This window comes from Mesorhizobium sp. P2_A12 (assembly GCF_056405075.1).
The window spans coordinates 405,845-432,210 of record NZ_JBFUCU010000001.1 but is presented as its reverse complement, the minus strand read 5'-3'; the positions used below and the strand labels follow the sequence as shown (position 1 = coordinate 432,210).

30 protein-coding genes are annotated in these 26,366 nt (G+C 60.3%); 15 read left to right on the top strand and 15 right to left on the bottom strand.

The window, feature by feature from the left end; genetic code table 11:
• Positions 1–9 precede the first annotated feature (9 nt).
• Positions 10–915, bottom strand: coding sequence for a LysR family transcriptional regulator (locus AC1DZU_RS02105; protein ID WP_477281287.1), 906 nt, complete (start codon positions 913–915; stop codon positions 10–12).
• A gap of 118 nt (positions 916–1,033) precedes the next feature.
• On the opposite strand from AC1DZU_RS02105, the gene AC1DZU_RS02100 reads away from it, so the two are divergent.
• The gene (locus AC1DZU_RS02100) at positions 1,034–1,456 is read left to right on the top strand and encodes a DoxX family protein (RefSeq protein ID WP_477281285.1); all 423 of its coding nucleotides are present in this window, start codon (positions 1,034–1,036) and stop codon (positions 1,454–1,456) included.
• Positions 1,457–1,501: 45 nt separating this feature from the next.
• Positions 1,502–2,374, top strand: a complete 873-nt coding sequence (locus AC1DZU_RS02095; RefSeq protein ID WP_477281283.1) for an NmrA family NAD(P)-binding protein — start codon at positions 1,502–1,504, stop codon at positions 2,372–2,374.
• Positions 2,375–2,923: 549 nt separating this feature from the next.
• Here the strand turns inward: AC1DZU_RS02095 and AC1DZU_RS02090 are convergent.
• Both AC1DZU_RS02090 and AC1DZU_RS02085 read right to left on the bottom strand, forming a co-directional pair.
• A complete protein-coding gene (locus tag AC1DZU_RS02090) occupies positions 2,924–4,369 on the bottom strand; it encodes a DUF5939 domain-containing protein (RefSeq protein ID WP_477281281.1) in 1,446 nt (481 codons plus the stop codon).
• 104 nt (positions 4,370–4,473) lie between these two features.
• Complete coding sequence (locus AC1DZU_RS02085; RefSeq protein ID WP_477281279.1) at positions 4,474–4,668, bottom strand: copper chaperone; 195 nt, start codon at positions 4,666–4,668, stop codon at positions 4,474–4,476.
• Here AC1DZU_RS02085 and AC1DZU_RS02080 point away from each other — a divergent pair.
• Positions 4,600–5,133: a hypothetical protein gene (locus tag AC1DZU_RS02080; protein ID WP_477282241.1), complete on the top strand. Its 534-nt coding sequence runs from the start codon at positions 4,600–4,602 to the stop codon at positions 5,131–5,133. The two genes, AC1DZU_RS02085 and AC1DZU_RS02080, sit on opposite strands and share 69 nt — an antisense overlap.
• Positions 5,134–5,323: 190 nt before the next feature.
• Positions 5,324–6,682, top strand: coding sequence for a chloride channel protein (locus AC1DZU_RS02075; RefSeq protein WP_477281277.1), 1,359 nt, complete (start codon positions 5,324–5,326; stop codon positions 6,680–6,682).
• A 25-nt stretch (positions 6,683–6,707) separates the two neighbouring features.
• Here AC1DZU_RS02075 and AC1DZU_RS02070 read toward each other — a convergent pair whose 3' ends face one another.
• The 4 genes from AC1DZU_RS02070 to AC1DZU_RS02055 all read right to left on the bottom strand — a co-directional run bounded on the left by AC1DZU_RS02070 (position 6,708) and on the right by AC1DZU_RS02055 (position 8,929).
• Complete coding sequence (locus tag AC1DZU_RS02070; RefSeq protein WP_477281275.1) at positions 6,708–7,229, bottom strand: GNAT family N-acetyltransferase; 522 nt, start codon at positions 7,227–7,229, stop codon at positions 6,708–6,710.
• A complete protein-coding gene (locus AC1DZU_RS02065) occupies positions 7,226–7,666 on the bottom strand; it encodes a GNAT family N-acetyltransferase (protein WP_477281273.1) in 441 nt (146 codons plus the stop codon). Before AC1DZU_RS02065 ends, AC1DZU_RS02070 begins: the two co-directional genes overlap by 4 nt.
• The gene (locus AC1DZU_RS02060) at positions 7,663–8,094 is read right to left on the bottom strand and encodes a DoxX family protein (protein ID WP_477281271.1); all 432 of its coding nucleotides are present in this window, start codon (positions 8,092–8,094) and stop codon (positions 7,663–7,665) included. The genes AC1DZU_RS02065 and AC1DZU_RS02060 overlap by 4 nt, the downstream gene beginning before the upstream one ends.
• 289 nt (positions 8,095–8,383) lie before the next feature.
• The gene (locus AC1DZU_RS02055) at positions 8,384–8,929 is read right to left on the bottom strand and encodes a carboxymuconolactone decarboxylase family protein (RefSeq protein WP_477281269.1); all 546 of its coding nucleotides are present in this window, start codon (positions 8,927–8,929) and stop codon (positions 8,384–8,386) included.
• A gap of 119 nt (positions 8,930–9,048) precedes the next feature.
• Between AC1DZU_RS02055 and AC1DZU_RS02050 the strand changes: the two genes are divergently transcribed.
• Both AC1DZU_RS02050 and AC1DZU_RS02045 read left to right on the top strand, forming a co-directional pair.
• Positions 9,049–9,963, top strand: a complete 915-nt coding sequence (locus AC1DZU_RS02050; protein WP_477281267.1) for a LysR family transcriptional regulator — start codon at positions 9,049–9,051, stop codon at positions 9,961–9,963.
• A 142-nt stretch (positions 9,964–10,105) separates the two neighbouring features.
• The gene (locus AC1DZU_RS02045; protein ID WP_477281265.1) at positions 10,106–10,495 is read left to right on the top strand and encodes an MAPEG family protein; all 390 of its coding nucleotides are present in this window, start codon (positions 10,106–10,108) and stop codon (positions 10,493–10,495) included.
• 705 nt (positions 10,496–11,200) lie between these two features.
• Here the strand turns inward: AC1DZU_RS02045 and AC1DZU_RS02040 are convergent.
• The 5 genes from AC1DZU_RS02040 to AC1DZU_RS02020 form a co-directional block, all read right to left on the bottom strand.
• Positions 11,201–11,674: a DoxX family protein gene (locus AC1DZU_RS02040; RefSeq protein ID WP_477281263.1), complete on the bottom strand. Its 474-nt coding sequence runs from the start codon at positions 11,672–11,674 to the stop codon at positions 11,201–11,203.
• Positions 11,675–11,685: 11 nt separating this feature from the next.
• Positions 11,686–12,441: an HvfC/BufC family peptide modification chaperone gene (locus tag AC1DZU_RS02035; protein WP_477281261.1), complete on the bottom strand. Its 756-nt coding sequence runs from the start codon at positions 12,439–12,441 to the stop codon at positions 11,686–11,688.
• A gap of 16 nt (positions 12,442–12,457) precedes the next feature.
• Positions 12,458–13,486 carry an MNIO family bufferin maturase gene (gene bufB, locus AC1DZU_RS02030; RefSeq protein ID WP_477281259.1) on the bottom strand — a complete coding sequence of 343 codons (1,029 nt, stop codon included), beginning with the start codon at positions 13,484–13,486 and terminating at the stop codon, positions 12,458–12,460.
• 42 nt (positions 13,487–13,528) lie between these two features.
• Complete coding sequence (locus tag AC1DZU_RS02025) at positions 13,529–13,798, bottom strand: BufA1 family periplasmic bufferin-type metallophore (RefSeq protein ID WP_056594632.1); 270 nt, start codon at positions 13,796–13,798, stop codon at positions 13,529–13,531.
• A 231-nt stretch (positions 13,799–14,029) separates the two neighbouring features.
• Entirely contained in the window at positions 14,030–14,878 is an 849-nt protein-coding gene (locus AC1DZU_RS02020) for a patatin-like phospholipase family protein (RefSeq protein WP_477281257.1), read from the bottom strand.
• 172 nt (positions 14,879–15,050) lie between these two features.
• Between AC1DZU_RS02020 and AC1DZU_RS02015 the strand changes: the two genes are divergently transcribed.
• From AC1DZU_RS02015 to AC1DZU_RS01995, 5 genes are all read left to right on the top strand, one after another.
• Complete coding sequence (locus tag AC1DZU_RS02015; RefSeq protein ID WP_477281255.1) at positions 15,051–15,383, top strand: hypothetical protein; 333 nt, start codon at positions 15,051–15,053, stop codon at positions 15,381–15,383.
• Between the two features lie 189 nt (positions 15,384–15,572).
• Entirely contained in the window at positions 15,573–16,487 is a 915-nt protein-coding gene (locus AC1DZU_RS02010) for a LysR family transcriptional regulator (RefSeq protein WP_095775296.1), read from the top strand.
• Positions 16,488–16,682: 195 nt separating this feature from the next.
• A complete protein-coding gene (locus AC1DZU_RS02005; protein ID WP_477281252.1) occupies positions 16,683–17,165 on the top strand; it encodes a cupin domain-containing protein in 483 nt (160 codons plus the stop codon).
• A gap of 91 nt (positions 17,166–17,256) precedes the next feature.
• Complete coding sequence (locus AC1DZU_RS02000) at positions 17,257–18,459, top strand: MFS transporter (RefSeq protein WP_477281250.1); 1,203 nt, start codon at positions 17,257–17,259, stop codon at positions 18,457–18,459.
• Positions 18,460–18,496: 37 nt separating this feature from the next.
• The gene (locus AC1DZU_RS01995; RefSeq protein ID WP_477281248.1) at positions 18,497–18,961 is read left to right on the top strand and encodes a DUF302 domain-containing protein; all 465 of its coding nucleotides are present in this window, start codon (positions 18,497–18,499) and stop codon (positions 18,959–18,961) included.
• 64 nt (positions 18,962–19,025) lie between these two features.
• Here AC1DZU_RS01995 and AC1DZU_RS01990 read toward each other — a convergent pair whose 3' ends face one another.
• Positions 19,026–19,937 carry a LysR family transcriptional regulator gene (locus AC1DZU_RS01990; protein ID WP_477281246.1) on the bottom strand — a complete coding sequence of 304 codons (912 nt, stop codon included), beginning with the start codon at positions 19,935–19,937 and terminating at the stop codon, positions 19,026–19,028.
• A 276-nt stretch (positions 19,938–20,213) separates the two neighbouring features.
• Between AC1DZU_RS01990 and AC1DZU_RS01985 the strand changes: the two genes are divergently transcribed.
• The 4 genes from AC1DZU_RS01985 to AC1DZU_RS01970 all read left to right on the top strand — a co-directional run bounded on the left by AC1DZU_RS01985 (position 20,214) and on the right by AC1DZU_RS01970 (position 24,579).
• Positions 20,214–20,996, top strand: coding sequence for a 3-hydroxybutyrate dehydrogenase (locus AC1DZU_RS01985; RefSeq protein ID WP_477281244.1), 783 nt, complete (start codon positions 20,214–20,216; stop codon positions 20,994–20,996).
• Between the two features lie 23 nt (positions 20,997–21,019).
• A complete protein-coding gene (locus tag AC1DZU_RS01980; RefSeq protein ID WP_477281242.1) occupies positions 21,020–22,177 on the top strand; it encodes a patatin-like phospholipase family protein in 1,158 nt (385 codons plus the stop codon).
• A 42-nt stretch (positions 22,178–22,219) separates the two neighbouring features.
• On the top strand, positions 22,220–23,614 hold the full coding sequence (locus AC1DZU_RS01975) for an NAD(P)/FAD-dependent oxidoreductase (RefSeq protein ID WP_477281240.1): 1,395 nt from the start codon (positions 22,220–22,222) through the stop codon (positions 23,612–23,614).
• A gap of 260 nt (positions 23,615–23,874) precedes the next feature.
• Complete coding sequence (locus AC1DZU_RS01970) at positions 23,875–24,579, top strand: peroxiredoxin-like family protein (protein ID WP_477281238.1); 705 nt, start codon at positions 23,875–23,877, stop codon at positions 24,577–24,579.
• Here AC1DZU_RS01970 and AC1DZU_RS01965 read toward each other — a convergent pair.
• Positions 24,563–25,468, bottom strand: coding sequence for a LysR family transcriptional regulator (locus AC1DZU_RS01965; protein WP_477281236.1), 906 nt, complete (start codon positions 25,466–25,468; stop codon positions 24,563–24,565). The genes AC1DZU_RS01970 and AC1DZU_RS01965 overlap by 17 nt on opposite strands.
• A 355-nt stretch (positions 25,469–25,823) precedes the next feature.
• Complete coding sequence (locus AC1DZU_RS01960) at positions 25,824–26,285, bottom strand: cupin domain-containing protein (protein ID WP_477281234.1); 462 nt, start codon at positions 26,283–26,285, stop codon at positions 25,824–25,826.
• Positions 26,286–26,366 lie beyond the last annotated feature (81 nt).

Below are 26,366 nucleotides of genomic sequence, written 5' to 3'. Positions count from 1 at the left end.
TTGTCCTCGCTATTCCAGATAGGGCGTCAGCACATCTTCGATCCATTTCATGAATGCGCGGACTCGGCGCGACAGATTGCTCCGATGTGCTACGACGAGGGACACGGCGATCGCCTGGCGACGAAAATCGGGGATGATCTCCACAAGAGCTCCGCTCTCTAAGTATTGGCCAATCCCCAAGAGTGGCGCCTGAATCAGGCCAAGGCCGGCGAGGGCAGCGGCGTCGTAGGTCTGTGCGCTGTTGACGTGTAGCGCACCTGGCAACTGAAGCGTCGCGTAGCTGTCGCCGTCCGGATATTCCCATCCATAGGGTCTTGCGCCCAGCATCGTCGAAAAATGAATTGTCCGATGTCCCTGGCGCTGGAGATCTTCTAGCGATCGAGGGACGCCATAGCGCGCCAGATAGGCGGGACTGGCAGCGTTGACCATTCGCAACAGGCCCAGTGGACGGGCAATCAGCGTCTCGTCCCGTATGGGTCCAAGCCGCAATACACAGTCGAACCCCTCTTGAACCAGATCGACTTGCCGATCCGTACTCGACACCTCCAACTCCAACTCGGGATAAGTCGCCATGAAATCCGGCAAGGCCGGCACGATCGTTGTGCGCGCCACCTCGGTCGGAAGATCGACCCGTAAACGCCCGCGAAGCGCCACGCGATCGCCTGCGAACATCGAGTGTAGGTCATCGACTTCAGCAAGCAGATCGCGGGCACGGGCATGAAATGCGCGTCCGTCCTCCGTCAACTGGACGCTGCGCGTCGTTCGGTGCAGGAGCCTGACACCGACATCTTCTTCCAGCTTGCGGACCGCCGTTGAGGCCCTCCCCTTTTGGATGCCCAGGCTATCGGCCGCGCGGGTGAAGCTCCCCATTTCCGCTACCGTTATGAAAACGAGGATGGGTTCGAGATTCTGCATTTTCGTGCCTCAGTATTGTTTTCAAGAAAGAGAACAGTTGGTTCGTTTTCCCGGTGTTTATCACACCTAAGAAGCACAGTAAGCTTCGAATATGGGATCCCCCATCGGAGAATGACAAGTGTCCGAGACTATGAACCTGCATCAGATACCTGAAACCATGACCTTGCATCGCGCCCTGTGGGCCGGCCGGATAATGAGCGCGTTTGTCGTTATCGCTCTGGTGGCAGACGGCACTATTCAGCTTTTCGCGCCGGCACAGATCGCGAGCACGTTGCAGGAAACTGGGTTCGCGATGGACCTGACCCGTGTCGTGGGTCCGATCATACTCGCCTGCGCCATCCTTTACGCCATCCCGGCCACCGCCGTCCTCGGCGCGATCCTGGTGACGGGCTTTTTGGGAGGCGCCATCTGCGCCCATGTCCGCATTGGTGAGTTGGGGTCGCCGCCGGAAATCATTTCCCTGCTTCTGGGCGCGATGACATGGGGCGGCCTTTACGCGCGCGATCCCCGAATCCGGGCCATTCTACCACTCATCCATTGAACCAACCGGGGCAGTGTTCTGTCCCTCAACATCGGGAGAAAACACATGTTTTTAGTAATGGGAATCACGGGAAAAGTTGGCGGCGCAACGGCAGAACATCTGTTGGCGCACGGCAAGGAGGTACGCGCGCTGGTGCGCAATCGCGAGAAGGCGGCTAACTGGGCGAACCAGGGCGTGGAACTGGTAGACGGCGATTGGAATGATTCGGCAGCCATCGAGCGAGCACTCAAAGGCGTCGAAGGCGCGTTCGTCATGTTGCCGGCTGTCTGGGCGCCCTCGCCCAATTACAAAGAAGCAAAGGGCGTGATTGCAAACTATGTCGAGGCGCTCACCAAGGCCGCGCCGCCGCGAGTGGTTGCGCTTTCGTCGATGGGTGCGAACAGAACCAGTGGGCTCGGGATGATCACGGCCTTGTCGCTTCTGGAGCAAGGTTTTCGCGATCTGATATCGCCAATCGCATTTGTGCGCGCAGGTGGATTCTTTGAAAACTTCCTCTACGGCTTGCAGGTCGCGCAGGGCGGAACGCTACCGGTTTACTACAATCCGACAAACCGGAAATCGACCATGGTCGCGACGAACGACATCGGCGCGGAGAACGCAACCCTATTAACCGGGCCAGCGTGGCCAGGGCAGCGCGTCGTCGAGCTTGGCTCGATGGTCACCGCGGATGAAGTCGCAGAGCAATTGGGTGAAGTCCTGAATCTCGACGTGAAAGCCTTTGCAGTCCCGCGTGCAGGATGGGCGGGAGCGTTCGAGCAATTCGGCATCCCGAAGGGCCACACGGGACCTGCCGAACAAACGTATGAGGCCGTGAATGCAGGATGGATGGACCTCGGCGTCGCGGGTACGGAGCACGTAGCGGGTACGACCTCTGCGCGCGATGTATTCGAGGCTGCAATCAACGCCGCCAAGGCGTAAGTCCGGACGGATCAGGCATGAGACGGAGACTTCCCGCTTCTGCGTCAAACGCGTCGCGGGAAGCGCTCCGTGGCGGCAACGCCATCAACAACAGGATCGACGTCGGCTTGTCCGGGGTTGAATTCATCGTCGCCAACACGGATGCCCAGGCTCTTTCCGTGTCGAGGTGCAGGAGGCTGATCCAGCTCGGAATAACGGCTATCGCCGAGCAGCGGATGCGTATTCGGCGGCTGAGAGCTTAAGCTGCTGTTGTCGTGCTACATTAATCCCCGCATTTCGACCGTGGATTTTCGGTCGAGTGAACTATCCGAATGGCGGCTAAAGCGCCCTATAGCAGACATTCCTACGGTCCGTCCCTGCACCCAAAGCCGACATCGCTAATACAGGCCACAGCCAGCCTTGCGCCAATCATCGGACATTTGCCGATGCAGGCGGTCGTTCGCAGAGCAGTGCGAAATGATGCGTGCTTGATACGAAGGTTGGGGCAGGCGATTTGAATCTATTCAAAGTTGGTCGAGCAGTTCCTTGGGAGTTGGCAAGCAATCGTGTCTATCCCCGCATAATGCGATAGACAGTTGCATCACCCTCCACACCTCGAAGAGGCGCGTCAAAAGCCACGACACGATGGCCGGCAAGCATTTCGCTAACCCCGGGCGCGGAATAGAGCGCCTCGGAAATGCAGACCTGTCCGGCTTCTGCCAAGGCCTGCACGCGCGCGGCGACATTCACAGTCTGGCCGAAATAGTCGAGGTTGTCGTTGAGCGTCACGGCGATCGACGGTCCACAGTGGGCACCGATCTTGAGGATGATCCCTGGCCCGTCATGGTCGCCGTTGAAGCGATCGATTTCTTCAAAGACGTGGAGTGCAGCCGAAATCGCATCCGACGGCTGCGAGAATACAGCCATCACCGCATCCCCAATCGTCTTGACCACCGCTCCGGAATGTTGCTGAACCGCCGCGTTGACCAGAGCGAAATGCTCGCGGACCAAAGCATAGGCGTTGAGGTCACCCAGGCGCTCATACATGGCGGTCGAACCCTTGAGATCCGTGAACAGGAAGGTGATCTGCCGGATACCGAGCCCCTCCTTCTCGTCGACACGTTCGGATCGGAAGAGCTGCCGGAAGGTTTGCCGCGCAAGCAGCGCTCCGCCGGAAACATAAGGGTCAAAATCGAGGGCCGGCTTGGTAGTCAGCGCGACAAGCTCGGGCGGCCAGTTGATGACAAGCAACGAACCTCGCACTGGGCTCCTGTTCGCTACCTCAATAACAATCGGTCCAGGTGGCACAGCGGGCAACGCTGGCAAGAAGCGTTTGCCGTCATAACCGACCTTCAGAAGTGTCGGCGCCAACACCGGATCGCCTGATATTGGCACAGCGAATGCGGCCTGCGTCTGCACGTTGACGCCCGAAAGGGCGCCCGGTCCTAGGTCGGCGCGCAGCACTGTGGTGGTGCCGGGAGGCAGAAACGTCATGCTCCGAACGAAGCCCCGCAGAACGTCAAGAAAGCGAACGTCTTGCCCCGGTAGCCGCCCGTCATGTCCGAAGTGGAGCTTCCAGTGAAAATCCTCGACAGGGAGTGTCTCGGGATCGTGGTACGGCAGGCGCCGTAACTTCGGCGATACCGAGAAGGTGACCTCGATGAAGTCATCGAGGTCGGTGTCGCCTGATACGTCGCACAGGCCACAGACGTAGTGGGTCTTCAGCGTGCGCAGGGCGCCGAAACTTTCGAGCACCATCCCGGACTGGGGACAGAGCACATCCCAGCTCATGTCGAACAAGCCACAGCGGGTGGCATGAAGGAAGAGGTCGATTGCTTCAGACTCGGCGATTGCGCGGTCGCGAGCAAAAGTTAGCGGATTAACGCGATAGAGTGCGTGGTCCTCGGCGCTCCTGATCAGCATCTCGAATTTCGAGATGACGCGAGGGCTCCAGGCTCGCGCCTGCTCCACCTTGGTCATCCTGCTTTCGAGAAGACGATCGTCGACTACCGTCACGCCGGACCTCAACCTTGCCGCCTTACCGCGCGACAGCCTACTAAAAATCCAGCGCGATGCGAATGGATTGCCTTCGAAAGCGTTTGCCGGCACAGCAGAGATGCTTAAGCCCAGCAGCAGCCAAAGCAATAGAGACCGTGGCGCAGCCCTATCTTGAGCGCGCCAACACGCCCGTCGCGCCAGTGCTGCGCAACGAAAGCGAGCGGCGAACGGCAACGACTGAGGCAAATGTGCTTGAGGGTCGTGAATGGGTAGAGCCCGGCGACGCCAAGCGTGGCACCAGTGCGAGCGGTGCCCATCTCGAACGCTGGGGCGGATCGAGGCTCGTTGCAACGTCGCTACCGAACCGTGCCAGTCAAACAGGCAACATACGATCACATCTTCGTGTCGATGTAACTGAGCGCAATTTCCAGCGAAGCCCAGAATGGGGCAACTGTGCCCCTCAAAAAATGGGAGTATTCCGAATGCATTCGTTCAAAATCTTTGTCGCCGTCAGCATTGCCGCTCTTTGCGCCTCGCAGGCATTCGCCGAAGACACAATGGGCACGATGTCCATGATGAAGGGCGGGCAAGTGACAGCCGTCATGCCCGATGGGCATATGGGCACCATGATGCCGGACGCCAAGATGAGCGCCGAAATGATGAAAATGGCCAAGCCGATCAAGCATTGCATGATGATGATGACCGACGCCAAGGGAAAAACCTACATGGTCGATACGTCGACCAAGAAGGCCCAGGCCGAGTGTGAAAAAATGGCGATGTGAGGCGTCATCGCGCTCGGTCAATGCTTCCACCCCGCCGGCACGCGCGCCGGCGGGATGTCCGATCGATCCTGCGCCATCGAGACCATGTCACTGCCGTGGTTGCTGATCCTCGCCAGCCATAGCTGTTGCTTCGCAAGGTTGATCGGCTCGGTGGGTGTGTTAGGCCGGGTCTATTACGAAGGGACCCAACATGGCACGCTTATCGCGACGACATCCGATGCTGCGGCGCTCGCAGGCGATGTGGGTTTCGCGACGCGTCTGGCAGCCGCGCATTGTCTTCTGGGCAGGCGCCATTTCGATCGGACTGATCAGCGTGCTGTTCGCGATGCTTGCCGACCAGGCGCAGGCGCTATTCCACACCGTCATCGACAGCGGTAGCGGCTGGCGTTTTTATCTGCCACTGGTGCTGACGCCGCTCGGCTTCGTTCTCTGTGCCTGGCTTGCGCATTCCTTCTTTCCAGGCTCGCAGGGCAGCGGCATTCCGCAGGCGATCGCCGCGCGCCATCTGCGCGATGACGACGACCGCGGCCACATCCTGTCGTTGCGGCTGGTGGTGGGCAAGATCGCGCTCACCGTAGTCGGTCTTGCCTGCGGGGCCTCGATAGGCCGCGAGGGACCGACAGTGCAGGTCGGCGCCTCCCTGATGCTGCAGGTCGCACGCTGGGGCGGCATGGCGCAGGCGCGCGGGCTGATCTTGGCAGGGTCGGCGGCAGGCATAGCGGCTGCCTTCAACACACCGCTTGCCGGCATTGTCTTCGCCATCGAGGAGATGGGCCGCGCCTATGAATCCCGCACCAATGGGCTGGTGTTAACGGCGGTGATCCTCGCCGGACTCGCCTCGTTGAGCCTGGTCGGAAACTACACTTACTTCGGAGTCGCCAAAGAAACAGTGGCCTTTGCCAGCGACTGGCCGTTGGTGCTTGCCTGCGGCATCGTTGGCGGGGCCGTCGGCGCGCTGTTTTCGCTGCTGGCGCTCAAAGCGACGCGTCGCATCCGGCGCTGGAACGCGTTGCAGCCGCTCTGGCGCACAATGGTTGTGGCAAGCATTTGCGGGCTGGCGGTGGCCGCCATCGGGATCGCCTCGAATGGCCTCACCTTCGGCACCGGCTATGCGCAGGCGCGGGGAGCCATCGAAGGCACGCCGCTGCCGGCGTTTTTCTTTGCTGAGAAATTCGTGGCTGGCTTGCTCTCGATGGTTTCGGGCATTCCGGGCGGCATCTTCGCGCCATCTCTAGCCGTAGGAGCCGGCCTTGGCAGCACGCTTGGCCTACTGCTCGGCGCCGCCACCGGCACAGCTGCGCTGCTTGGCATGGCTGGCTATTTTGCCGGCGTTGTCCAGGCTCCGATGACGGCCTTCGTCATCATCCTCGAAATGACCGGCAACCACGACAATGTCATTGCGCTGATGTGCGCATCGATGCTGGGCTATGGGACAGCGCGATTGATTTCGAACGAGCCGCTTTACCACGCCCTATCTCGCCTGTTCATCGCCGAGGCGATCCGGCGCAGAAGATCCAGAAATCTCGAAACATCCGGCTCTGCCGCGTAGAGCCCAGTTTGAGTTGCCAGTAAGCTCAAACTTCAGTGAACATAAGGAGCATGGCGCAACGTCGGCTTGCCGGCATTCCGTGTTCGACCTCTCGGCGTAGCACCTGTCGAAGCCGCTCTCCGGCCTGCGCATCATCCATCACCCGAAAGCCCAGCCTCTGGTAAAATGGCGCGTTCCAGATCACGTCCCGGAACGTCGTCAGGGTAAGGGCGACAAGGCGGCGACGCCTCGCATCCGCAATGGCCTTTTCTAGCAAGGCGCGTCCGATACCCAAACGTTGTCGATCAAGGCGCACGGCAAGTTCCCAGATGTGCAATGTGTCATTCTGGATCTCCGCGCTCAGGAATGCGACCGGCCGGTCCTCGAGCTCCACTGCTACCCAGCACGTGCCCTTGGCGATGAGTTCACGGTGGCGCTCGACGGTCTGGTTGTCGTCGTCGGCAATCCAGGCAAGCTCCTCGATCCCACGGTAAGCTTCACCCGCCGACTGTTCGATATCGGATAGTGTTTCCGCGTCAGGGTCTTGCGCAATTCGGATGGTGGTCATTGGGTTGGAGTCGGCTCTTCAAGTATTTTGCAGAGAATGACGTTGGAGTGTCCCTCGGGCCAATCCGCAAACTCAGCTACGCGCACGAAGCCGGATTTTTCATACATTCCTGGCGCTTGGAAATCATGGCTCTGCACCCAAATCCGCCGAACGCCTCGAGCTTCGGCCTCGGCCGCGAAGGCGTTCAACAACGCTCGCGCATAGCCACGTCCCCTATGCGCCTCGTCGATCCACATCTGTTTGAGTTCGGAAGTGCCTGCCCAGGAAAATCCTGTTGCAACACCGATGATGCGTCCAACCGCGTCGCGGATCACAAAGCCAAGGCCCTGAGCGTCATCACTCCCCACAGCTTCCCGGTTGTAGGCGTAGATCCTGTCTTCGAAGGCGTCGATCTCAATTGCCGAAAGATCGTGCTGGGGTTGGGCAAGGGTGGTCATTTCGAGCGCTCGATTCCCTTGGGTCGAGACAAGACCGTCTCAAGCGACAAACGGCCAGGACCGCCTACTGCAAGCGTTGCAAGGCCGGCGAGGTAAAGCAGGATGATTTCGTAGCCGACAGGCCCGAACCGGATCCCCTCGGCCGTCACCTCGGCAAACTTCACCGAGAAGAATCCATACTGGGAATGGACCGTGAACAACGCAGTCAAAAGCACGATCGCCATCGGCACGCTAACGATTGGAATGAATGCGCCCGCCAGGACAGCACCGCCGCCGACAAGTTCAACCACCGTTGTCAACCATGCTAGCAATTGAGGCTCAGGGACTCCGAGTGTCTGAAGCACGACGCCAAAGCTTCCCGGCCCTCTGCTGAGTTTGGCATAGCCATGGGCAAGGAAGCCAAAGCCCACGATCAACCTTATCGGCAACGGCGCCCATCCGGCTGTGGTGGACGAGAAGAGTCTAGTTCTCGTGATGAGTCCACTGAGATGCATTCCCGGTATACCTTTCTTTGGGCGGTGTGCCTGAGGTTCGGCACTATCCGAAAAAAGCGCGCCATGGCGGGCTAGGGAGACGGCCTCTTATTCGCCCCATGGGAACCGACCGTTACAGCCTCACGGCATCGTTACCGCCGCTGCGGAGCCTGCACGAGACCAGAACCGAAATCGCCCGGCCCACCTTCGGCGGCGGACCGGGCGTAATGTGGAGCGGGGTCGGTCAGGCAGCTTCGGCGGCGAGAACGACGGGAAAGTCGATATCGGTGCGGGCAACATTGTTGATGAGATTGGTCAGGAAGTTCTCGGCTACGATGGCGACAATCTCGATAACTTGAGCCTCGGTAAAACCCGCCGATTTCACGGCGGCAATCTCGGCGTCCGTTACCTTGCCGCGGGTCTCCGCCACCCTGGCCGCGAAACGCACCGCCGCGTCAGCCTTGGGATCGCTCGACCTGCCCTTGCGGTTGAGCGCGATCTCCTCGGGGCTGATCTTTGCCAGATTAAGACCGAGATAGGTATGAGCGGACAGGCAGTAGTCGCAGCCGTTCACCTGGGCAACGGCCAATGCAATGCGCTCGCGCGTTTTCACGTCCAGTGCTTTGGTGAGCGCGCCGGACAGGCTGGTCATGCCCGCCAGAGCGGCAGGGCTTATGGATACGAGGCGAAAAAGGCCGGGAACGACGCCAAGCTGCTTGTTTACGGCGTCTAGAATGGGTTGCGAGGCGGTTGGGGCTGCCTCACGGGTCGGGATGGCAATGCGGGACATTTTATAGCTCTCCTGTTCGATGATGTCGGTGCGACAGGCAGCTACCTATTATCTTCCAAAGGGCGAGAGTATTGGATATCTAGGAGATGTGACCTCTCAATATATGGAAGGGCTTGCGCGTGGACCGCCTCGAAGCCATGTCAATTCTGATCGCCGCCGTCGAAACCGGCAGTCTCTCAGCAGCAGGGCGGAAACTCGGAACACCGCTTCCAACTGTCAGTCGCAAGGTGGCGGAATTGGAGGCCTATCTCCACACCCGCCTGCTCGTTCGATCGACACGCCGACTTATCCTCACCGAGAGCGGAGCCGCCTATGTCGCAGCCTCCAGGCGAATCCTGGAGCTGGTGGGCGAAGCAGAGCGAACTGCATCGGGCGAATACAACGTGCCAAAGGGCGATCTGATTATTACGGCACCCGTTGTATTCGGGCGGCTGCATGTGTTGCCGACGATAAATGATTTCTTGGCGCACTTTCCGGACATCAATGTGCGGTTGGTGTTGTCAGACCGCAATGTGAATCTCGTCGACGATCATGTCGACATGGCTGTGCGGATTGGCCCTTTGCCAGATAGCAGCATGGTGGCGACGCGGGTTGGATCCGTGCGCAGTGTGGTTTGCGGCAGTCCGACCTATTTTGCCGACCACGACCTGCCGAGGGCGCCGGCCGATCTCTCCGGACTCTCTTGCGTCACGTTTGATGTGGTGGCGTCCGCCACATCCTGGCGTTTTGCCACGCCAAGCTCAAGTGCTGAGCAGACCGTAGCGATCCGGTCACGCTTGTCAGTGAATACCGCGGAAGCCGCGATCGACGCTGCCATTGCAGGTGTAGGCGTCACCAGGGTCCTCTCTTATCAAGCGGCAAAGGCGATGGAACAGGGAAAGCTGGTGGCCGTTCTTGAAGAGTTCGAACCGGCACCCATGGCGGTCAGTCTCGTCCATGCAGGTCAGGGACTTTTGCCACTCAAGATGCGATTCTTTCTTGATTTTGTAGCCCCGCGTTTGCGCAAAGCCCTGGTGCCGCCAAAGCATGACTGATGGCGAGGCGGTCTCTCACAGCCGTGCCGAACTCACGTCCTACCATTGCGTGCGACGCATTGGCCGCGTCTGTTCCTTGAGTTACGAGGACGATATGATAGCCGTCGCCGCCGGCCCGGTATCAGGCATGTGAAGGACCGAAATGACACTTGAGCTCAAGTTGCTCGCGTTCACCATAGGGCTGGGGTTAATACAAATTATCCTCGCATCGCATGCTGCAAGCCTGCAACGTGGTTATGCTTGGACGGCGGGCTCACGGGACGAGGCCGTGCCAGAATTGACCGGGCTTGCGGGCCGACTGGCCCGAGCGCTGCAGAATTTCGTCGAGACGTTTCCTCTGTTCGCTGCAGCTGTTCTGATCGCACATCTGACAGCCACGCACAGCTGGATGACCGAGTGGGGTGTTCAGCTCTATTTTTGGGCTCGTATCGCCTATCTCGCATTATACGCAGCAGGGGTTTTTCTCTTACGCTCCCTCGTATGGAACGTGGCTGCGCTGGGGATCGTCATGGTCCTTCTTTCACTCATCTGATCCGTGGTTGGCCAATCGAATATGCGGCTTGCTCAGGTCTCAATTGCGTTATCAAAGAAGCGGCACTGTATGGGGTCCAACCAAAATCGCCTTCCGCTTTGCGAAAACACCGGCCAAACAAGGCTTTTGCGGCTGCGAAATCAGGGAGTTTGATCGGGGAACGACAATTGGATGGTCAAGCCGGCGGGGTATCCTATCGTAAGCCCCGAAACGCGAACGTAGGGATTGGAAGCAAGTCGATCGCGAAGCGCAATCGCCCTCGTAATGGCCCTCCGAAGGTTCTCTCGCAGAACCTCCGGAGCGATTTCGCCGTTGGAAATCCTATATGACGGCAGCGTCTCTTCGATAAACGCTATGTCTGCCGCGACTTGCGCGATGGTCTCTTCCCGGTTCATTTGATGTTGGGCTAACGCGGGACACGCCGACAACCCTATCACACAGGTTGCTACGAGGCGCTTCAACATCGACTTCCTTCCGACCATCCTGTTAGCATTGCGCACCCCAGGAGCGCATGCAAGGCGGGATGAATCGCGGAGAGGGCGATCTTGTGCAAGGCCGCAGTGAGATGGCGTCCAGGACGCGCGAGGCCTCCGTTCCCCCCGACAGCAACGACATCGTCTTGGAACGCGCTGGCAGTGGGCTGTTGTAAGGGAAATGCGACTGCATCAAAGACCGGCGCTCGCATCGTAATGGCTTGCGGTTTCCTCACTTACTCTGGCTGGTGATACGGTCGGCAACGTAGTCAAACGAGAAGACGCCGGCGCCACGGGTCAGCAAGAGAAGCAGCAGCGAGGCCCACAGCAAATGCTCGGCCCAGTTCTCCGGGAAAACGAAGATCTGGATAACCGAAACGACACCGAGCAGCATCAGCGCGCCGAGACGCGAGAACAGCCCCAGGAAAAGCAGCACCGCGCCGGTGATCTCTGCCGTTGTCGCCAGCGGCGCCGCGATCGACGGATCGATGAGTGGTAGATTGTATTCGCTTGCGAACAGCTGCAGCGTCACCGGCCAGGACGCCAGCTTCGATTGTGCGGACTGCCAGAAGACGTGCGCAATCGCCACGCGAGCCGCGAGCTGCACCAGCGAAAATGGGATACGCTCCGGCAACTTGATCACTCGTCGGTAAAGACCAACAAGGCCGGCAGGGCGAGGCGTGGAATATTCTGGTATCGCGGTCATGATTGTCTCCTTCAGTTTGAAAGGGGATGCACCGGGACGTGCACGTCGGTTACGAGCCTGTCGCGGAACAGACGCACAAGCGCTGAAACAAGGTCGAAGGCGGGGTCGAGTGCCAAGGCGCGGCCAGTGGCATGCTCAAGGCCGAAGCCGTGCTTCAGCGAATGCCAGAAGGCGAAGCTCGCGCGGTCGAGCAGAAAAAGCCGCACGTAGTTCCCAGATCGCCACAGCGCCACCCGTTCGGGGCGCCTTGTCCAGGTGATTTTTTCATCGACCCCCGTCTCCTTTTGATGCTCCATCCATACCGACAGGATCGACCAGTGGGAGACGATCAGTCGCAGTGAGGGCTGGAGCAGGATATCCGGCGACAGCCCAAGGTCGGCGCTGTCGTATTCTGCGAGACTGCGGGCCGGCAGTGAAGCGGTATCGAGCGCTTCGGCAATTGCCCATTCGAGCCGCGCCGTCTCGGCGACGATCGGCATGTCGGACAGCGTGTCGATGGTCTTCAGGAAGCGAGGGAAGCCCGCGCCATAACGCGCCAGGCGTGACTCCGCCGGCGGATGCCGTCGAATGAACTCGCTCGCCATAAAGCGGAAGAAACGTTCGTCGACGAGGCGGGCCGTAACGGGGAAGACCGCCATCAGAACGGCAGTCAACGAACTGCGTGTATTGTTCTGGTAGATGCGCAGGCGAGCCATTGGGTCGGCCTTGCCGGCGGTCAGCATTTTTGCGTCGATCATTGGCTCCATGGCCAGCACCGAGCGCGCCACGATGGTCTGCAGATGTTCAAGCGGCAGCATGATATCCTCCCTCGATTGTCGGCAAAGCCACGTGCATGGCCGGTTTGGCTCTGGCAGCGGCAAATGCCGCAAGCACAGGCATGCTGGTCTGAGTGCTTTCAAAAGCCGCCAGCGTAGGCGCCGGCGGGGCCATAGCCGGGGCGGTCTGCCTCGCGGTCTGCTTGCGGTTGAACATGATCGAAGCGGAGAGCATGTCAGCCCACATGGCTTCACCGAGCAACACGTCGAGAACCGGGACATCGGTATCCCATTCGATCAGTGTAGGGCGTGGCCCAAGGCGGCTGATGGCATGGTGATAGAGCGCCCACACAACTGGCGGCACACGAGAGCCGTGATCGTCGATGAGCACGGTGTCGCCGCCGACCTGATTGGTCGCGTGACCAGCAAGGTGGATTTCACCGATGGCATCGGCGGGCAATGCGTCGATGAAGGTCTTGGCATCGTATTGGAGATTGTGCGCTGAAACCTGAACATTGTTGACGTCCAGAAGCAGCCCGCAGCCCGTTTGCGCCACCAGCTCGGCCAGAAATTCAGCTTCATTCATCGAGGAGTCGGCGAACGCGACATAGGCGGACAGGTTTTCGATCAGCACACGCCGCTTCAGCGTATCCTGGAGGGTCGTGACGTTGCGCGCCACAATCGCCAGCGCCTCATCGTCATAGCGAAGCGGCAGCAGGTCGTTGAGATAGGCTCCGTCAGCAACGCTCCAGGCAAGATGCTCCGAAACGAGATCGGGCTGGAACCGCTCGCAGACCTTGCGCAGCCTTTCCAGGTGATCGCGGTCCACCCCTTTTACGCTGCCCAGCGACAGGCCAACCCCGTGGACCGACAGCGGATATATCTGGCGCAGCCGTTCGAGCGCCTCGACGGCGGCGCCGTCACCCATATAATTCTCGGCATGCACCTCGAGCCAGCCGGCAGAAGGCCTGCGGGTCAGCATTTCTCCGATGTGAGGAGAGCGAAGACCGATGCCCGCGGTCGCGGGGATAGCGAGGGCTTGAAACGCACGGGACATCGGTTTCCTCCATTCCTGGGTGTTGGCTTAAGTTTGGGTCGGTCAGGCTTTCGGCTTGTCGCTGCCGCCGGTGATCTTGGCGCAGCTGCCGGCAGGCACGTAGAGCCAGGAATCCGGCTGGTTGTCCGCGGTCGAGGTGCCGGCGCAGGAATGCGTCGCTGTCTGGCAGTCGTTCTGGCCGGCCTTGACGACGCCATAGCACTTCTCGAACGAGAAGCTGGGCTGAGCGGCCGGGCCGCTATAGGCTGCAGTTGCAGCAAGCGAGGTGGCGGCTGCGAGGGCCGATCCGATGAGGGTCTTGGTGTTGATCACGGTCGTTTCTCCTGGTTGCGTTTCGAGGGAAGACTGACCTGGCGGCCTGTCTGCAAGCAGTGTCGACCAACGCGCGATGAAGCTGAAATGCTGTCTCGGCATGGATTTGATACGCGGTCACTATGTTGGGGAGGACAACGAGCAAAAGCCCTCCGGCGGGGAACCGGAGGGCTTTGGCGCCTGCCTTTCGTGAGCGGAGCGAAGCAGGCGCGGCCAGGCGGAGGGAGGCGCCTAGACGTATCGGGTTTTGCTGTTGACGACCGGGCTTTTGCTGAAGGTTGGATGGTCGGCGAGAAGCCAGTCCTCGGCTCGCTGCCGTCCGCGGTCACGCATGTCGGTCAATTCACCCCAGTCGGTCCAGGGCCTGGAAAACAGCGCAGCGCTTGGTCTGTGATGACTGTCGAAGATGGTGTGGACAGATGCAGAGTTCACGGCATGTGCGGCGGGGCGGTAAGCCGCGCAAGGCGTGATACACCCCGAGGGTTTGCCGCTGACAATCAGGCAATGCCCAGCCTCGATTGGCTGGACCGCTGGCAAGGCCGAAAAATCGCCTTCACCCCAATACGGATCGCCATCGATTTCCACGGCGGGGAAGAGGAACGGGACTGTCGCTCCCGCCACGATCGCGTTGATCGACAATCGATCGCCGGAAAAAATCGTCACGGTATCGGTGCGGGCATTTGAAGCCAGGATGTTGAGCTTCAGCGGGCAGCTGTTCTTGTGCAACTCGACAATGTCGATCGACTGTTCCAGGATCGATCTCAATGGATGGGCTGTCGTGGCCACAGACATCGATGCATGGCTGACGCGCCGCCAGAAATTGGTGAGCGCCGTCCTTGCGCCACGCCGGCCGCCCAGAGCCAGTCCGTAGGCAAGAACCGCTGCCTCCATGCCTCCGAAACCCGATGCGGTGATTGTGCGGAAGGCGAGGCGAGGTTCATCCAGCAAGCGATCGAGCACGCCCCAGACAAATGCGCCGTGTGCGTCGCTTGCCAGGGTGATGTCGATCGGCTGGCGGTCTTCAATCACCAGTTCTGCACCGGCAATAAAGGTTTGGTCGGTTGCGGCCTGGATGTGCATCTCTTGGGTCTCCTCCCGAAGAACGCCAGGCAAGGCGTTTGATGGAGACACTGCCGCATGATCCTCTGTTCGCGAAATGCCAAGGTGGCATGAAGTCCATAGGCAGATTGCATTGGCTGCAATCCCTTGCGCGGCGCCATGGTTTGCCAGGCGAGGATCTCGCGATCTCGTTTTGGAACCGGCGCCACGACAGCCGCCGGCAAGCCTTCAGCAGAAGGAGGAGCGTGTCATGAGAATACGAAATGTCTGTTTGGGTGCGTTCGCCGTCGCTCTTTTGGCCGGGCCCGCATCGGCCGATGCCTTCAGCGATCTGGCGTCGCTGCCGTCATTTTATAGCGATGCCGGCATGAAAACGATGAAGCCGATGGCCGGTTTCAAAAAGGCCTGGCTGGCTGCGCCTCGGAAGGATCGGGATACGATGATGAAGATGTGCAATGACGCCGCCATGAGCAAGCCGCACGCTGCGTTCTGCGCCAATGTATTGGCGCTCGGAGGCGCCAATTGATCTGCTCTGCCATCCTGTTTGAAGGTGGTCAGCTGCTGCGCAACACAATTTGTCCGTAAGCGCGCGCTGTCACGGCGCCATGACGGACCGCTATCGACTTTATAGCCGCAGTGCATTGGCGCCAAAGCGAGCCTTGCGGCAGTCTCCGAAGCACGGACAGCCAAGTCTGCAATTCGGGGACAAATCGGCATGGACATTCACCACATCCGCTACTTCCTGGCCGTGTGCGAGACGCGAAACTTCACGCGCGCAGGTGAAAAGTGCAACGTCACTCAACCGGCTCTGTCCCGCGCCATTCAGCAGCTCGAGGAAGAGGTCGGAGGGCTGCTGTTTCGCCGCGAACGAAGCTTGACCCACCTGACCGACCTGGGTGTGCTGCTTCGCCCCCGTTTTCAGCAGATTCTCGACGAACTGACTGGAGTGCGGCAGGAGGCATCGAGGTTCCTGTGTCTGGAAAACGCCAACCTGAAGGTCGGCGTCATGTGCACGATAGGCCCCCGTCGCTTCACTGGCCTGCTGACAGACTTCAACCGGCGGCAGCAGGGCATCCAGCTGCAACTGGTTGAGGGCGTCCCGGCATCGCTCTCCCAACTTCTGGAGTCCGGCGAGATCGACGTCGCCATCATGGCGTCAAGCGACAGCTTCCCGGACCGCTTTGACGTCACACCGCTTTATCGCGAGCGCTTTGTCCTCGCCTTTCCAAATGGCCACCGGCTGGCTCGCAATGACAACGTGGCCATCTCTGAACTCGATGGTGAAAATTATCTCAGGCGGCTCAATTGCGAGTATCGCGATCACCTCGCCGGCCTGTGCACGGATCGTGGCGTGAAGCTCAGGATTTCCTACGCCAGCGAGCGCGAGGACTGGATCCAGAACATGGTGTCGGGAGGACTGGGCATCTGCTTCATCCCGGAATTCAGTGCGGTGATTCCGGGGTTGCAGGTCCGTCCCGTCATCGACCCTGAGGTCTGGCGGGAAGTATCGCTGGTTGTCGTTGCGGGGCGCAGGTTTTCGCCCGCGGCGTCCGCTTTCGTGAACAGCGTCAAGGCGCATGGCTGGCCCGAGAGCGCAATCGTCCAGGCGATCCAAAAGACCGCTGCCTGAAGCAAAATCGAAGAATTAAAGGATCACGCGTGGCGGTTTGCCGCGTGTGCTTCACATGCAGTTGCGATGGTCGACGATAGTTTTCAGGTATCGAATTGAAAGCCAGTCAGCATTTCTCTTTCTGTGCCGCTCCGGTCACTCTCCTCGTCATGCCCCGCCTCCCGCGTTTGGGCACCGACAAAGGAGAAATACGACATGGCTACCAAGAAACTCAATCTTGCGCTTGCGATAGGGCTGCTTTCGGCAACCGCTGCTTTTTCCTCTGCTCCAGCCTTCGCCGGCGACTGCCCTGCCGGCCAGGCCGCAACGACCGATGTCCAGGAACATCCCAGCAAACCGGTTGGCGTCGTCGACACGGTTCTCTCGGCGATCGATCTGAGCAGCAAGGGCGAAGCCTGGAAAGGTAATATGCTGCGGCTTCGCAAGCTCGTCGTTCAGCCGGGCGGCGTCGTGCCGTGGCATGAGCACAATGTTCGCCCGGCCAACATCCTGGTCGTCGAAGGTTCGATCACCGAATATCGAAGCACCTGCAAGGTGGGGATCGAGCATCCAGCCGGCGACGTGACCGCCGAGTTCGGCCAGCTCGCCCATTGGTGGAAGAACAACGGCAAGGTGCCTGCCGTGCTCTATTCCGCCGACGTCCTGCCGCCTGCGATGCCCGACGACCACATGATGTGAGCCGCGCCTGCGGCGAACAGATTCCAGCATCAGCAACTGAAAACGCGTCCTCGGGCGGTCGCCTGGGGACGTGTGGCCACGGAGCCCTGTCATGACGATGAGTGAACACACGGAAACGACTCGGCTGCGCATAGTGGCTGCCGACAGCTGGCGTTTCGGCCTCGTTGCACTGATCGCGTTTCTCACGCTCGTCGATCTGTTCGCCACCCAGGCAATCCTGCCTTCGCTGGTGATAAAATTCGGCGTCAGCCGCGCGACCATGGGCTTCGCCGTCAATGCCAGCACGTTCGGCATGGCGGTGGCAGGGATCGCCGTCGCTCTGTTCGGGCGCGGCATCGATCGCCGCAATGGCATCTGGATCAGCCTGGCCATCCTCGCCATCCCAACGACGCTGCTTTCGCAAACAGACAGCATCGTCGTCTTCGCCCTGTTGCGGGTGGCACAAGGCCTCTGCATGTCGACCGCGTTCACGCTGACGATGGCCTACCTGGCCGAGCATTTTTCCGCGCGGCAGACGACCAGCGCGCTCGCCGCCTACGTGACGGGCAATGTCGCCAGCAATTTCTTCGGGCGACTGATGTCGGCCGCCGTCGCCGACACGTTCGGCATCTCCACCAACTTCCTGACCTTCGCGGCCCTCAATCTGTCTGGCGCGGCGCTCGTCTGGTTCACGCTGCAAAAGACCTCTGCAACGATAGGGGCCGATACGGGCGGTCAACCTGCCCGCGCGTCCTGGAAAGGCCCGCTGGAGAATGCCGAACTGCGCGCTTGTTTCGTGATCGCCTTCCTGATCCTCTTCGTCTTCATCGGCACCTTCACCTATGTGAACTTCCAACTTGTCGCTGCGCCGCTATCGCTGTCGCCGATGGCACTGGGGCTGGTGTATTTCGTCTTCCTGCCCTCCATGCTGACCACGCCGCTCGCCGGGCGTGTCGCTGCGGGCCTCGGCCCACGGATCGGCATCGGCGCTACGCTTGCGCTGGCGATCCTGGGTTTGCTTCTGCTGCTCACGCCCCGCCTGCCGATCGTTCTCGCCGGGATGGCGCTGGTCGCCATCGGCACCTTCCTGGCGCAGGCGTTAGCCACGGGGCACGTCAGCCGGACCGCCTCGCGCGACCGAGCCGCCGCAAGCGGCATCTACCTCGCCTCCTACTATGCGGGCGGGCTCGCCGGCAGCTTCGTCATCGGCCAAATCTACGACCGGATCGGCTGGACCGCATGTGTGGCCGTGCTCGCTGCGGTCCTCGCCGGTGCGATCGTGGTCGCGCGCATGCTGCAAACGCCAAAGACCTAGCACCCCGAAATTTGACCATCCAACAAAGGAGACTGACATGACCACTTGCCTCAAAACCTTGCTTGCCGGCGCCGCCATGATTGTGGCGATCACCGTCCCGGCTGCCGCTTCGGACGGCGTCGTTACGGTGAAGAGCGATTATTCCGTCACTGAAACCGTCGCCCGCATCAAGAAGGATGTCCTCAAGAAGGGTATCAAGTTCTTCGGCGTCATCGACCAGGCAAAGCTTGGCAACAATGCCGGCAACGATGTCAGGCCTTCGCGGCTGGTGATGTTCGGCAACCCGGCCCTCGGGACAACCTTCATCACATCCAATCCCGAAGCCGGTCTCGACTGGCCGGTGCGCGTGCTGGTCTACCAGACTGCTGATGGCGCGGTTTACGCCGCCTACAGCGATTTCGACTGGATCGCCAAGCGCCATGGCATCACCGACCGCGCCCCGCAGTTCAAGATGGCAACCGAGGTCATCCAGTCTGTGACCTCGACAATCAAGAAGAACTGAGCGTGTGGACAGTGCCTGAGATCCGTCGCTCTGGCATCGGAAAGATTGTCTTTGCGCGCAGAGGCTACTCAGCGGCGGACAACGCCTTTGCGCGTTCGCCAAACCACTTCTTCTGCGTGGCCTCGCGCACGAGTGCGCCAACCGCCGGCGAATGCCTGCGGCCGCGCACCGTGACGAGATTGACCTCGCGCCAGAATTCCGGATCGGTGATCGGCAACGGCACCACTCCGGGGTGCTTGGCGGTATGCTCGGGCATGAAACCGAAGCCAAGCCCTGCAGCGATCATGGCGAGTGTCCAATCGTCGCGATCGCTCCAGTAAACGGGGCTGACCGTGACACCCTGCTCGGAAAGTATGGCGTCGGCATAGCCGGCAAATTCGCAATTGTTGCGGTGGATGTAGGTCTCATTGCTCATATCCGTCACCCGCACGCTGCGCTGGTTGGCCAGCCGATGGTTCAGATGAACGGCCATCACCATCTGCTCCTGAAACAGCGGCAAGGAGTGAACTTCCTCATCGAGCACGTTTGACGGCAACGCGTAAATTGCTGCCTCGAGATCGCCTCCGAGCAGTCGTTTGCGCAAGCTCGGTGCATCGGCATCGCAAAGATGAAGCTCCACGCCCGGATGGTGTGTGCGCACCGACGAGATGAGTTCGATGATCTCGTCCGGAGCAATCGTGCTCATTATGCCGACCCGGAGAGGCGTCTTCTTCAGGTGCACATATTGCTCGGCGATCTGCTTTGCCTGCCGGGAGTTCTCGAAAACACCTTCGAGATAGGTCTCGACCATGCGACCGAGTTCCGTCAGATGAGTGAAGCGCCGTTCACGGTGAAAAAGCGCGCCGCCGAACTCGTCTTCGAGCAGCTTGATCGCACGCGACAGGGCCGGCTGCGTAACGTTGCATTGCTCGGCCGCTCTGGTGAAATTCAGTTCCTTGGCGACGGCCAAGAAATACCTGACCTGGCTGATCTCCACTGCACGCTCCCCCAGCGGCTGGCACACGGCACGACCCGCGTTGCCGGCTGATCTTACTAGTTGCCCCAACGTCAAACAACCCGATCCGGCGATTCATGTCCCAGGCGACAGATCGACGATCTGACCGTGGGCTATCGAATCCATGTCTCAACGGCATTTCCGCTGTCGCCAGCCGCCCATCATACTTGGCCCAGAAGTCGAAGCCTGGGCGCCAAGGCCCCTGCTCGCAGCCGTCTGCAGACCATTCGCCCGCGGCTTCAACCGAAGGAAACAACGATGCTCAGAGGAAAGACGGCACTGATCACAGGCTCGACCAGCGGCATCGGCCAAGGCATTGCCGAAGCCTTTGCCTCGAAGGGCTGCAACATAGTTCTCAACGGTTTCGGCGATGCCACGGAGATCGAGAAGCTACGCGCCAGGCTCGCCACCGACCATGGTGTGACTGTTCGCTACGATGGCGCGGACATGAGCAAGGGCAGCGCGATCACCGCGATGATGGATAAAGCAATCGCCGAGTTCGGCGCAGTCGATATCCTCGTCAACAATGCCGGCATCCAACATGTCGCACCGATCGATGACTTTCCGATCGAAAAATTCGAGGCGGTCGTGGCGATCGATCTGATGTCGTCGTTTTACACGATCCGACGCGCGCTGCAGGCGATGAAAGAACGCAAATGGGGTCGCATCATCAACGTTGCATCCGCCCACGCGCTCGTCGCTTCGCCGTATAAATCCGCTTATGTCGCTGCCAAGCACGGGGTCGCCGGTCTGACCAAGACGGTCGCGCTTGAAGTCGCTGAGCAAGGCATCACCGTCAATGCGGTCTGCCCAGGATACGTGCTCACCCCGCTGGTCGAGAAGCAGATACCGGATACGGCCAAGGCCCGGGGGATCACAGAAGAACAAGTGATCAAGGATGTGCTCCTGGCAGCCCAGCCAACCAAACAGTTCGTGACTGTAGCCCAGGTGGCGGCGCTCTGCCTGTTCCTGGCCTCAGAGGATGCGGCTTCGATCACCGGCGCGATCATGCCGATCGAAGGCGGCTGGACCGCTCATTGAACCGGCAACGAGGAGTAAAGACCATGAACAAGATTACCCGAAATCCTCCGACCGCTGAACCTTCGCCGAAGGTCCTCCATATGGCCGATGCTGCCGTTCAGCGGCAAACAGTGCTGGTGCTGCAAGGCGGCGGCGCTCTAGGTGCCTATCAGGCCGGTGTCTACCAAGCGCTCGTCGAAGGCGGGATCGAGCCGGATTGGGTCATCGGCACGTCGATCGGGGCTATCAACGCCGCGTTGATAGCGGGAAACGAACCAACAGTTCGGCTCGCGAGGCTTGAGGAATTCTGGGAAGGTGTCAGCCGGATCAGCCCGCTCGATGAGTTTTTCGCGATGATGGTTCCAAGCAATGTCTTTGCCAACATGGGCACCGTGATGCGCGGCATACCGGGGTTCTTCGAACCGAATCCAAGCGCCATGTTCGGAGTGAACCGCGAAGTGGGTGTCGAGAACGCCTCCTACTACACGACCGATCCGCTCAAGAGGACGCTGAATGACCTGATCGACTTCGACTATCTCAACCGGCGCCATACCCGCCTGACTGTCGGCGCGGTCAACGTCAACACCAGTGAACTCAAATACTTCGACACAAGAGAGATGACCTTGTCGGCGGCGCACGTCATGGCGTCGGGCGCCTTGCCGCCGGCGTTTCCGGCGGTCTGTATCGACGGCGAGCCTTACTGGGATGGCGGCATCTATTCGAACACGCCCATCGAGGTCGTGCTCGACGCGCGTCCGCGACGCGACGCGCTGATCTTCGCCGTCAACATGTGGCAGCCCCGCGCCACCGAGCCGAAATCGATCTGGCAAGTCATGGGCCGGCAAAAGGACCTTCAATACGCCAGCCGAGGCCGGAGCCATGTTGCCAGGCAGGAGCAACTGCACCGTCTGCGGCACGTCGTGCGAGAAATGGGAAGGCTGGTTCCCGAGGAGCGGCGTGAGGATCCGATGTTCAAGGAACTTGCCTCCTATGGCTGCCCGTCGGTCATGCACCTTGTGCGGTTGCTTTCACCGCGCCTCGACGGCGAGGACCACACGAAGGACATCGACTTCACCCGCGCCGGCATCCGCACGCGCTGGCAGGCCGGATACGAGCACGGCCAGCGCGTCCTCTCGGAGAAGCCGTGGGAATGCGACGTCGACATGCTGCAGGGCATCGTCATTCACGAATCGCAAGAGTGATCGGTTCGATCGCGGCGCCGAGAAGAAAGACGGAGAATACCGATGCAGATCATCACTCCCGGGATGCGGCTTGTTCCGGAAGCTGTGCTTGCCAACAATGCCGCGCTCTTCCGCACGATAGCGGAGACGCCATCTCACGCGGACAGCACTCGGCATCGCGTGGTCATCGTCGGCGGCGGTGCTGGCGGGTTGGAACTGGCAACGCGCCTCGGGCGCAAGTTCGGCAAGCGGCGGCTTTCGGTGACGCTGGTCGACCGCAATCGCACCCATGTCTGGAAACCTCTTCTGCACGAGGTGGCGTCCGGGACGTTGAACCCGTCGAACGATGCGGTGGAATACATTGCACATGCCAGCAGCCACCACTATCGCTACCGGATTGGCGAAGTCGTCGGCATAGATCGCTCCAAGCGCCAAATCTTTGTTGCGCCGAGCTTCGACGACGATGGCAGACAGATCATTCCGCCACGGGTGCTGGGCTACGACACGCTGGTGCTGGCCGTGGGCAGCGTCAGCAACGATTTTGGCACGCCAGGCGCGGCACGTCATGCCATTGCGCTCGACACGACAGGTCAGGCCTCCCGTTTCAACAAGCGCATGATCGATGCCTGCCTGCGTGCGAACGCGCAATACGAGAAGCTTTCGCCGGGCCAGCTCCATTGCATCATCGTTGGCGCCGGGGCGACCGGCGTTGAACTGGCCGCCGAGTTGCACAAGTCGATGCGAGAAATCGCCTCGCACAATCTCGACAACATCGATTTCGAGAGGCTGATCCGCATCACTATCGTCGAGGCGGGACCGCGCATCCTGCCGGCTTTGCCGGAACATATTGCGCGCTCTTCAGCGCGCCGGCTTGTGGATCTGGGCGTTCAGATCCGATGCGGCATCAAGGTCACCGAAGTGACAGAAGACGGTATCAGGCTTGGCGAGAAGCTGTTCGTGCCGGCCGAACTCGTCGTGTGGTCCGCCGGGATCAAGGCGCCGGATTTTCTGAAGCAACTCGATGGCCTCGAAACGGATCGCATCAACCGCCTGGTCGTGGATGAGACGCTGCGGGCCATGGGAGACGAAAGCGTGTTTGCGATCGGCGACTGCGCGAGTTGTGTATTGCCCGGCAGCGAAGATCCCTTACCGCCGCGCGCCCAGACAGCACATCAGCAGGCCGATCATATGGTCAGGGTGATCGCGGCGCGCCTCGAAGGGCAGGCGGCGCCGGCGTTCCGTTACCGCGACTACGGTTCCCTCGTTTCACTGGCCGATTACGGCACCTTTGGCAGCCTGATCGGCGGACTGAGGGTCGAGGGTCTGCTTGCCCGATTGATGTATCGCTCGCTCTACAAGATGCATCTAAAGGCGGTGCACGGGACCTACAGGACCATGCTGGATACGGTGATCGGAATCCTGTCGCACCGCACCAAGCCGCGGGTCAAATTGCATTGAATCTCGATAGGCCGGGACGGTGGAGAATTTGGTGTCGCGATCCTTGGGGCGGTATGGCTGTGAAGGTCGCTAGACCTGCTGCCGCCCTGGGCGCCAGCTGTCTAACCAGGCCGGAGGTAACGACTCGAGCGGAAATAACGAACAGAAGATGAATCCGTGCAGTTTCGATGCACGCAAGGCATCGACTCCATGCAAGAAAAGCATGGCCGCGCCCGTGGGGCTTCAATGATAGGCTGTATGCAAATTGCGAAAGTGCAGAAATGGCCGCCGACGATCAGCCAATGACATTTGAACAGTCCGTCCAGGCTGCCATAGAACTCGATGCACCTCTTAACGAGCGGCTGGCGGTGATTGCCGGTGCCGTGCGCCGACTAAACTCGGATTTTGCGGATGCGGTGGACCGCCTGGTGACGCGCCTAGAGCAGCAAGGGGCTGGATCCATGGCGCCGACTCCCGGCGATATCATGCCGGGATTCCTGCTGCCTGATGACGAGGGGAGACTGATTGGCCTGGGCGACATCCTCTCCCAAGGTCCGGCCGTGATCACCTTTCAGCGCGGGCACTGGTGTCCATATTGCCGGTTGAATGCGATTGGCATCGTCGAATCTCAGCAGGAGATTACCACCTTGGGCGGCCAGATAGTGGCGATCATGCCGGAGCGGCGCAGGTTCGCAAAGGCGATGAAGGCAGCTGTGGGCGCCAAGTTTCCATTCCTCACGGACATGGATAATGGCTATGCCCTCTCGCTCAACCTTGCGATCTGGATTGGGGCCGAGATGGAGCGGTTGATGGGCGTTGCCTATGACATCCCAAACTTCCAAGGCAACTCCAGCTGGTTCCTACCGATCCCCGCGACCTTCGTCGTCGGCACGGACGGCGTCATCACCGACCGCTTCGTTGATCCGGACTACCGCCGGAGGATGGACATCGAAGACTTGATCGGGGCGCTTAGGCGGGCTCACTGACGCCAAAGGGCGACCAGTCGGTCGCGCGCAACAGGTTGAGCAATGTCGTCGCGACGGGCGAGCGATGCCGACCGGCGACCGCATAAACGGCCACGGTGCGCGAGATATCTACGTCCCGCAGCTTCAGCCTGCGGATATTCGGTGACCGTGGTGCTGTCATCGAGACGAAGCCGACGCCGGCGTTGGCCTCCAGCAGTGCCAGCAGATCGTGGTCGGTCTCGACTTCATGCGCGGTCCGCGGTGCCAGACCTTTTGCAGCAAGGCAGCGCAATAGCTCCTCGCTCGTTTCCCAATCGATCCGGCTGAGCATCGGTTCTGCTGCAAGTTGGCTGAGTGCTACGTCGGATTCGTTGCGACGGGCCAGCGGATGATCGGAATTCACCACCAGCTCGACTTCCTCCTGGAAAAGCGGCCAAATGTCGAGTCGATCCCAGGCCGCCCCAAGCGGGCCAGCCACCGCCAGTTCGACGTCGCCGTTCTTTAGTGCCTCGACCACGGTCGTCGGCGAGCCGCGGCTGATCTTGAGATGCACTCCGGGATAGGCGCGGAAAAGCTCGCTGAAAGGCGATACCAAAAGTGCTATGTTGACGCTGTTGGAGATGGTGACGTTCAGTGGCGCCACGTCACTGCTTTGCACGGCTTTGGCAAGCGACTTCGCGGAACTTGCCGCATCGTAGCATTGCTGCAGCAATGGCAGCATGCGTCGCCCAAGTTCAGTCAGGTGGGAATGCTGGCGCTCGCGCCGAAGAAGCTCGCCACCCAATTCGTCTTCAAGTGTCTTGATGGCGCGCGTCAACGCCGGCTGGGTGACATTGCACTCTTCAGCCGCTCTGGTGAAATTCAACGTATTGGACAGGGCCAGAAAATAGCGGACCTGCTGCATCTCCATGAATATTCGCCCCCTCAGCGAAATAGTGTATCAGCGATGGTGCATATTCCAAGATTAACTCAATGGGTCGTTCTCAGCAAAGTGGCCCGCACCATAGGTGCGAATGGCGGCGGCGCCAAGGCAACCATAACCCAGAGTCATGATGAGCTAGCTGTCTGCTCAGCCACTCGGCGAAGCCTCTGGCCCGCTTGATCGCTGGGCAGATCCGGACAGTCCGCTTGCGGCCCATAGCTGCCGGGCGGCAATGCGCCCATCTCGGTCGTTTATGGCGGCCCCATGCGCCCGCAAAAGCGGACGTCGCTCGTGCCGAGGGCATGAGCGACGTTGCGCCATAACCCGACATTGCAGATCGAGCTTATGCTCTTGTTGTCAGGGTCGAGAGCTGGTCAGTGTCGTAACGGTCCCGCAAGTTGGCAAGCAGTTTCGGATCAGGAGAGCCGCGTTCAGCCAGCTTGGCGAGCTCTTCGAAATAGTGCTCATGCCCTGGCGGAGAGACGGTCATCAGCACCCGCGCCGGCTTCTCGCTCACATTGGTGATATTATGCGGCACCCCCGGCGGAATGAACAGGAAAGTACCTGGGGTAGCGTGGATCGCCTTATCACCAACCTGCCAAACGCATTCGCCGTCAAGCAGGTAGAAGGTTTCCTCCTGCACGCGATGAACATGCAGGCCGGTGGCGAAACCGGTCGGGATCGTCCAGTCGAACATGCTCGTGTGTTTCGTATCCTCGCCGGTGACGAGGAACACCATCGGATGGCCACGTAACATGACCCCCTTATCCTCGTGGGGCATACGAATGACGGGAGCGACGCTCATTTGATCCTCCATTGGCTCGGTGCTACTTCCGCAAGCCCGGGCACAAGATGCGCTCCCCGTTTCGGCGAGTCGTGAAGCCGT

What these genes read in the sequence shown, in the direction of transcription:
- AC1DZU_RS02095 (WP_477281283.1), top strand. Translation starts at nt 1,502, where the DNA reads ATGTTTTTAGTAATGGGAATCACGGGAAAAGTTGGCGGCGCAACGGCA.
- AC1DZU_RS02000 (WP_477281250.1), top strand. Translation starts at nt 17,257, where the DNA reads ATGACGATGAGTGAACACACGGAAACGACTCGGCTGCGCATAGTGGCT.
- AC1DZU_RS02070 (WP_477281275.1), bottom strand. Translation starts at nt 7,229, where the DNA reads ATGACCACCATCCGAATTGCGCAAGACCCTGACGCGGAAACACTATCC.
- AC1DZU_RS02065 (WP_477281273.1), bottom strand. Translation starts at nt 7,666, where the DNA reads ATGACCACCCTTGCCCAACCCCAGCACGATCTTTCGGCAATTGAGATC.
- AC1DZU_RS02105 (WP_477281287.1), bottom strand. Translation starts at nt 915, where the DNA reads ATGCAGAATCTCGAACCCATCCTCGTTTTCATAACGGTAGCGGAAATG.
- AC1DZU_RS02085 (WP_477281279.1), bottom strand. Translation starts at nt 4,668, where the DNA reads ATGGGCACCGCTCGCACTGGTGCCACGCTTGGCGTCGCCGGGCTCTAC.
- AC1DZU_RS02045 (WP_477281265.1), top strand. Translation starts at nt 10,106, where the DNA reads ATGACACTTGAGCTCAAGTTGCTCGCGTTCACCATAGGGCTGGGGTTA.
- AC1DZU_RS01980 (WP_477281242.1), top strand. Translation starts at nt 21,020, where the DNA reads ATGAACAAGATTACCCGAAATCCTCCGACCGCTGAACCTTCGCCGAAG.
- AC1DZU_RS01960 (WP_477281234.1), bottom strand. Translation starts at nt 26,285, where the DNA reads ATGAGCGTCGCTCCCGTCATTCGTATGCCCCACGAGGATAAGGGGGTC.
- bufB (WP_477281259.1), bottom strand. Translation starts at nt 13,486, where the DNA reads ATGTCCCGTGCGTTTCAAGCCCTCGCTATCCCCGCGACCGCGGGCATC.
- AC1DZU_RS02075 (WP_477281277.1), top strand. Translation starts at nt 5,324, where the DNA reads ATGGCACGCTTATCGCGACGACATCCGATGCTGCGGCGCTCGCAGGCG.
- AC1DZU_RS02020 (WP_477281257.1), bottom strand. Translation starts at nt 14,878, where the DNA reads ATGCACATCCAGGCCGCAACCGACCAAACCTTTATTGCCGGTGCAGAA.
- AC1DZU_RS01985 (WP_477281244.1), top strand. Translation starts at nt 20,214, where the DNA reads ATGCTCAGAGGAAAGACGGCACTGATCACAGGCTCGACCAGCGGCATC.
- AC1DZU_RS01995 (WP_477281248.1), top strand. Translation starts at nt 18,497, where the DNA reads ATGACCACTTGCCTCAAAACCTTGCTTGCCGGCGCCGCCATGATTGTG.
- AC1DZU_RS02055 (WP_477281269.1), bottom strand. Translation starts at nt 8,929, where the DNA reads ATGTCCCGCATTGCCATCCCGACCCGTGAGGCAGCCCCAACCGCCTCG.
- AC1DZU_RS02005 (WP_477281252.1), top strand. Translation starts at nt 16,683, where the DNA reads ATGGCTACCAAGAAACTCAATCTTGCGCTTGCGATAGGGCTGCTTTCG.
- AC1DZU_RS01970 (WP_477281238.1), top strand. Translation starts at nt 23,875, where the DNA reads ATGGCCGCCGACGATCAGCCAATGACATTTGAACAGTCCGTCCAGGCT.
- AC1DZU_RS01965 (WP_477281236.1), bottom strand. Translation starts at nt 25,468, where the DNA reads ATGGAGATGCAGCAGGTCCGCTATTTTCTGGCCCTGTCCAATACGTTG.
- AC1DZU_RS01975 (WP_477281240.1), top strand. Translation starts at nt 22,220, where the DNA reads ATGCAGATCATCACTCCCGGGATGCGGCTTGTTCCGGAAGCTGTGCTT.
- AC1DZU_RS02040 (WP_477281263.1), bottom strand. Translation starts at nt 11,674, where the DNA reads ATGACCGCGATACCAGAATATTCCACGCCTCGCCCTGCCGGCCTTGTT.
- AC1DZU_RS02010 (WP_095775296.1), top strand. Translation starts at nt 15,573, where the DNA reads ATGGACATTCACCACATCCGCTACTTCCTGGCCGTGTGCGAGACGCGA.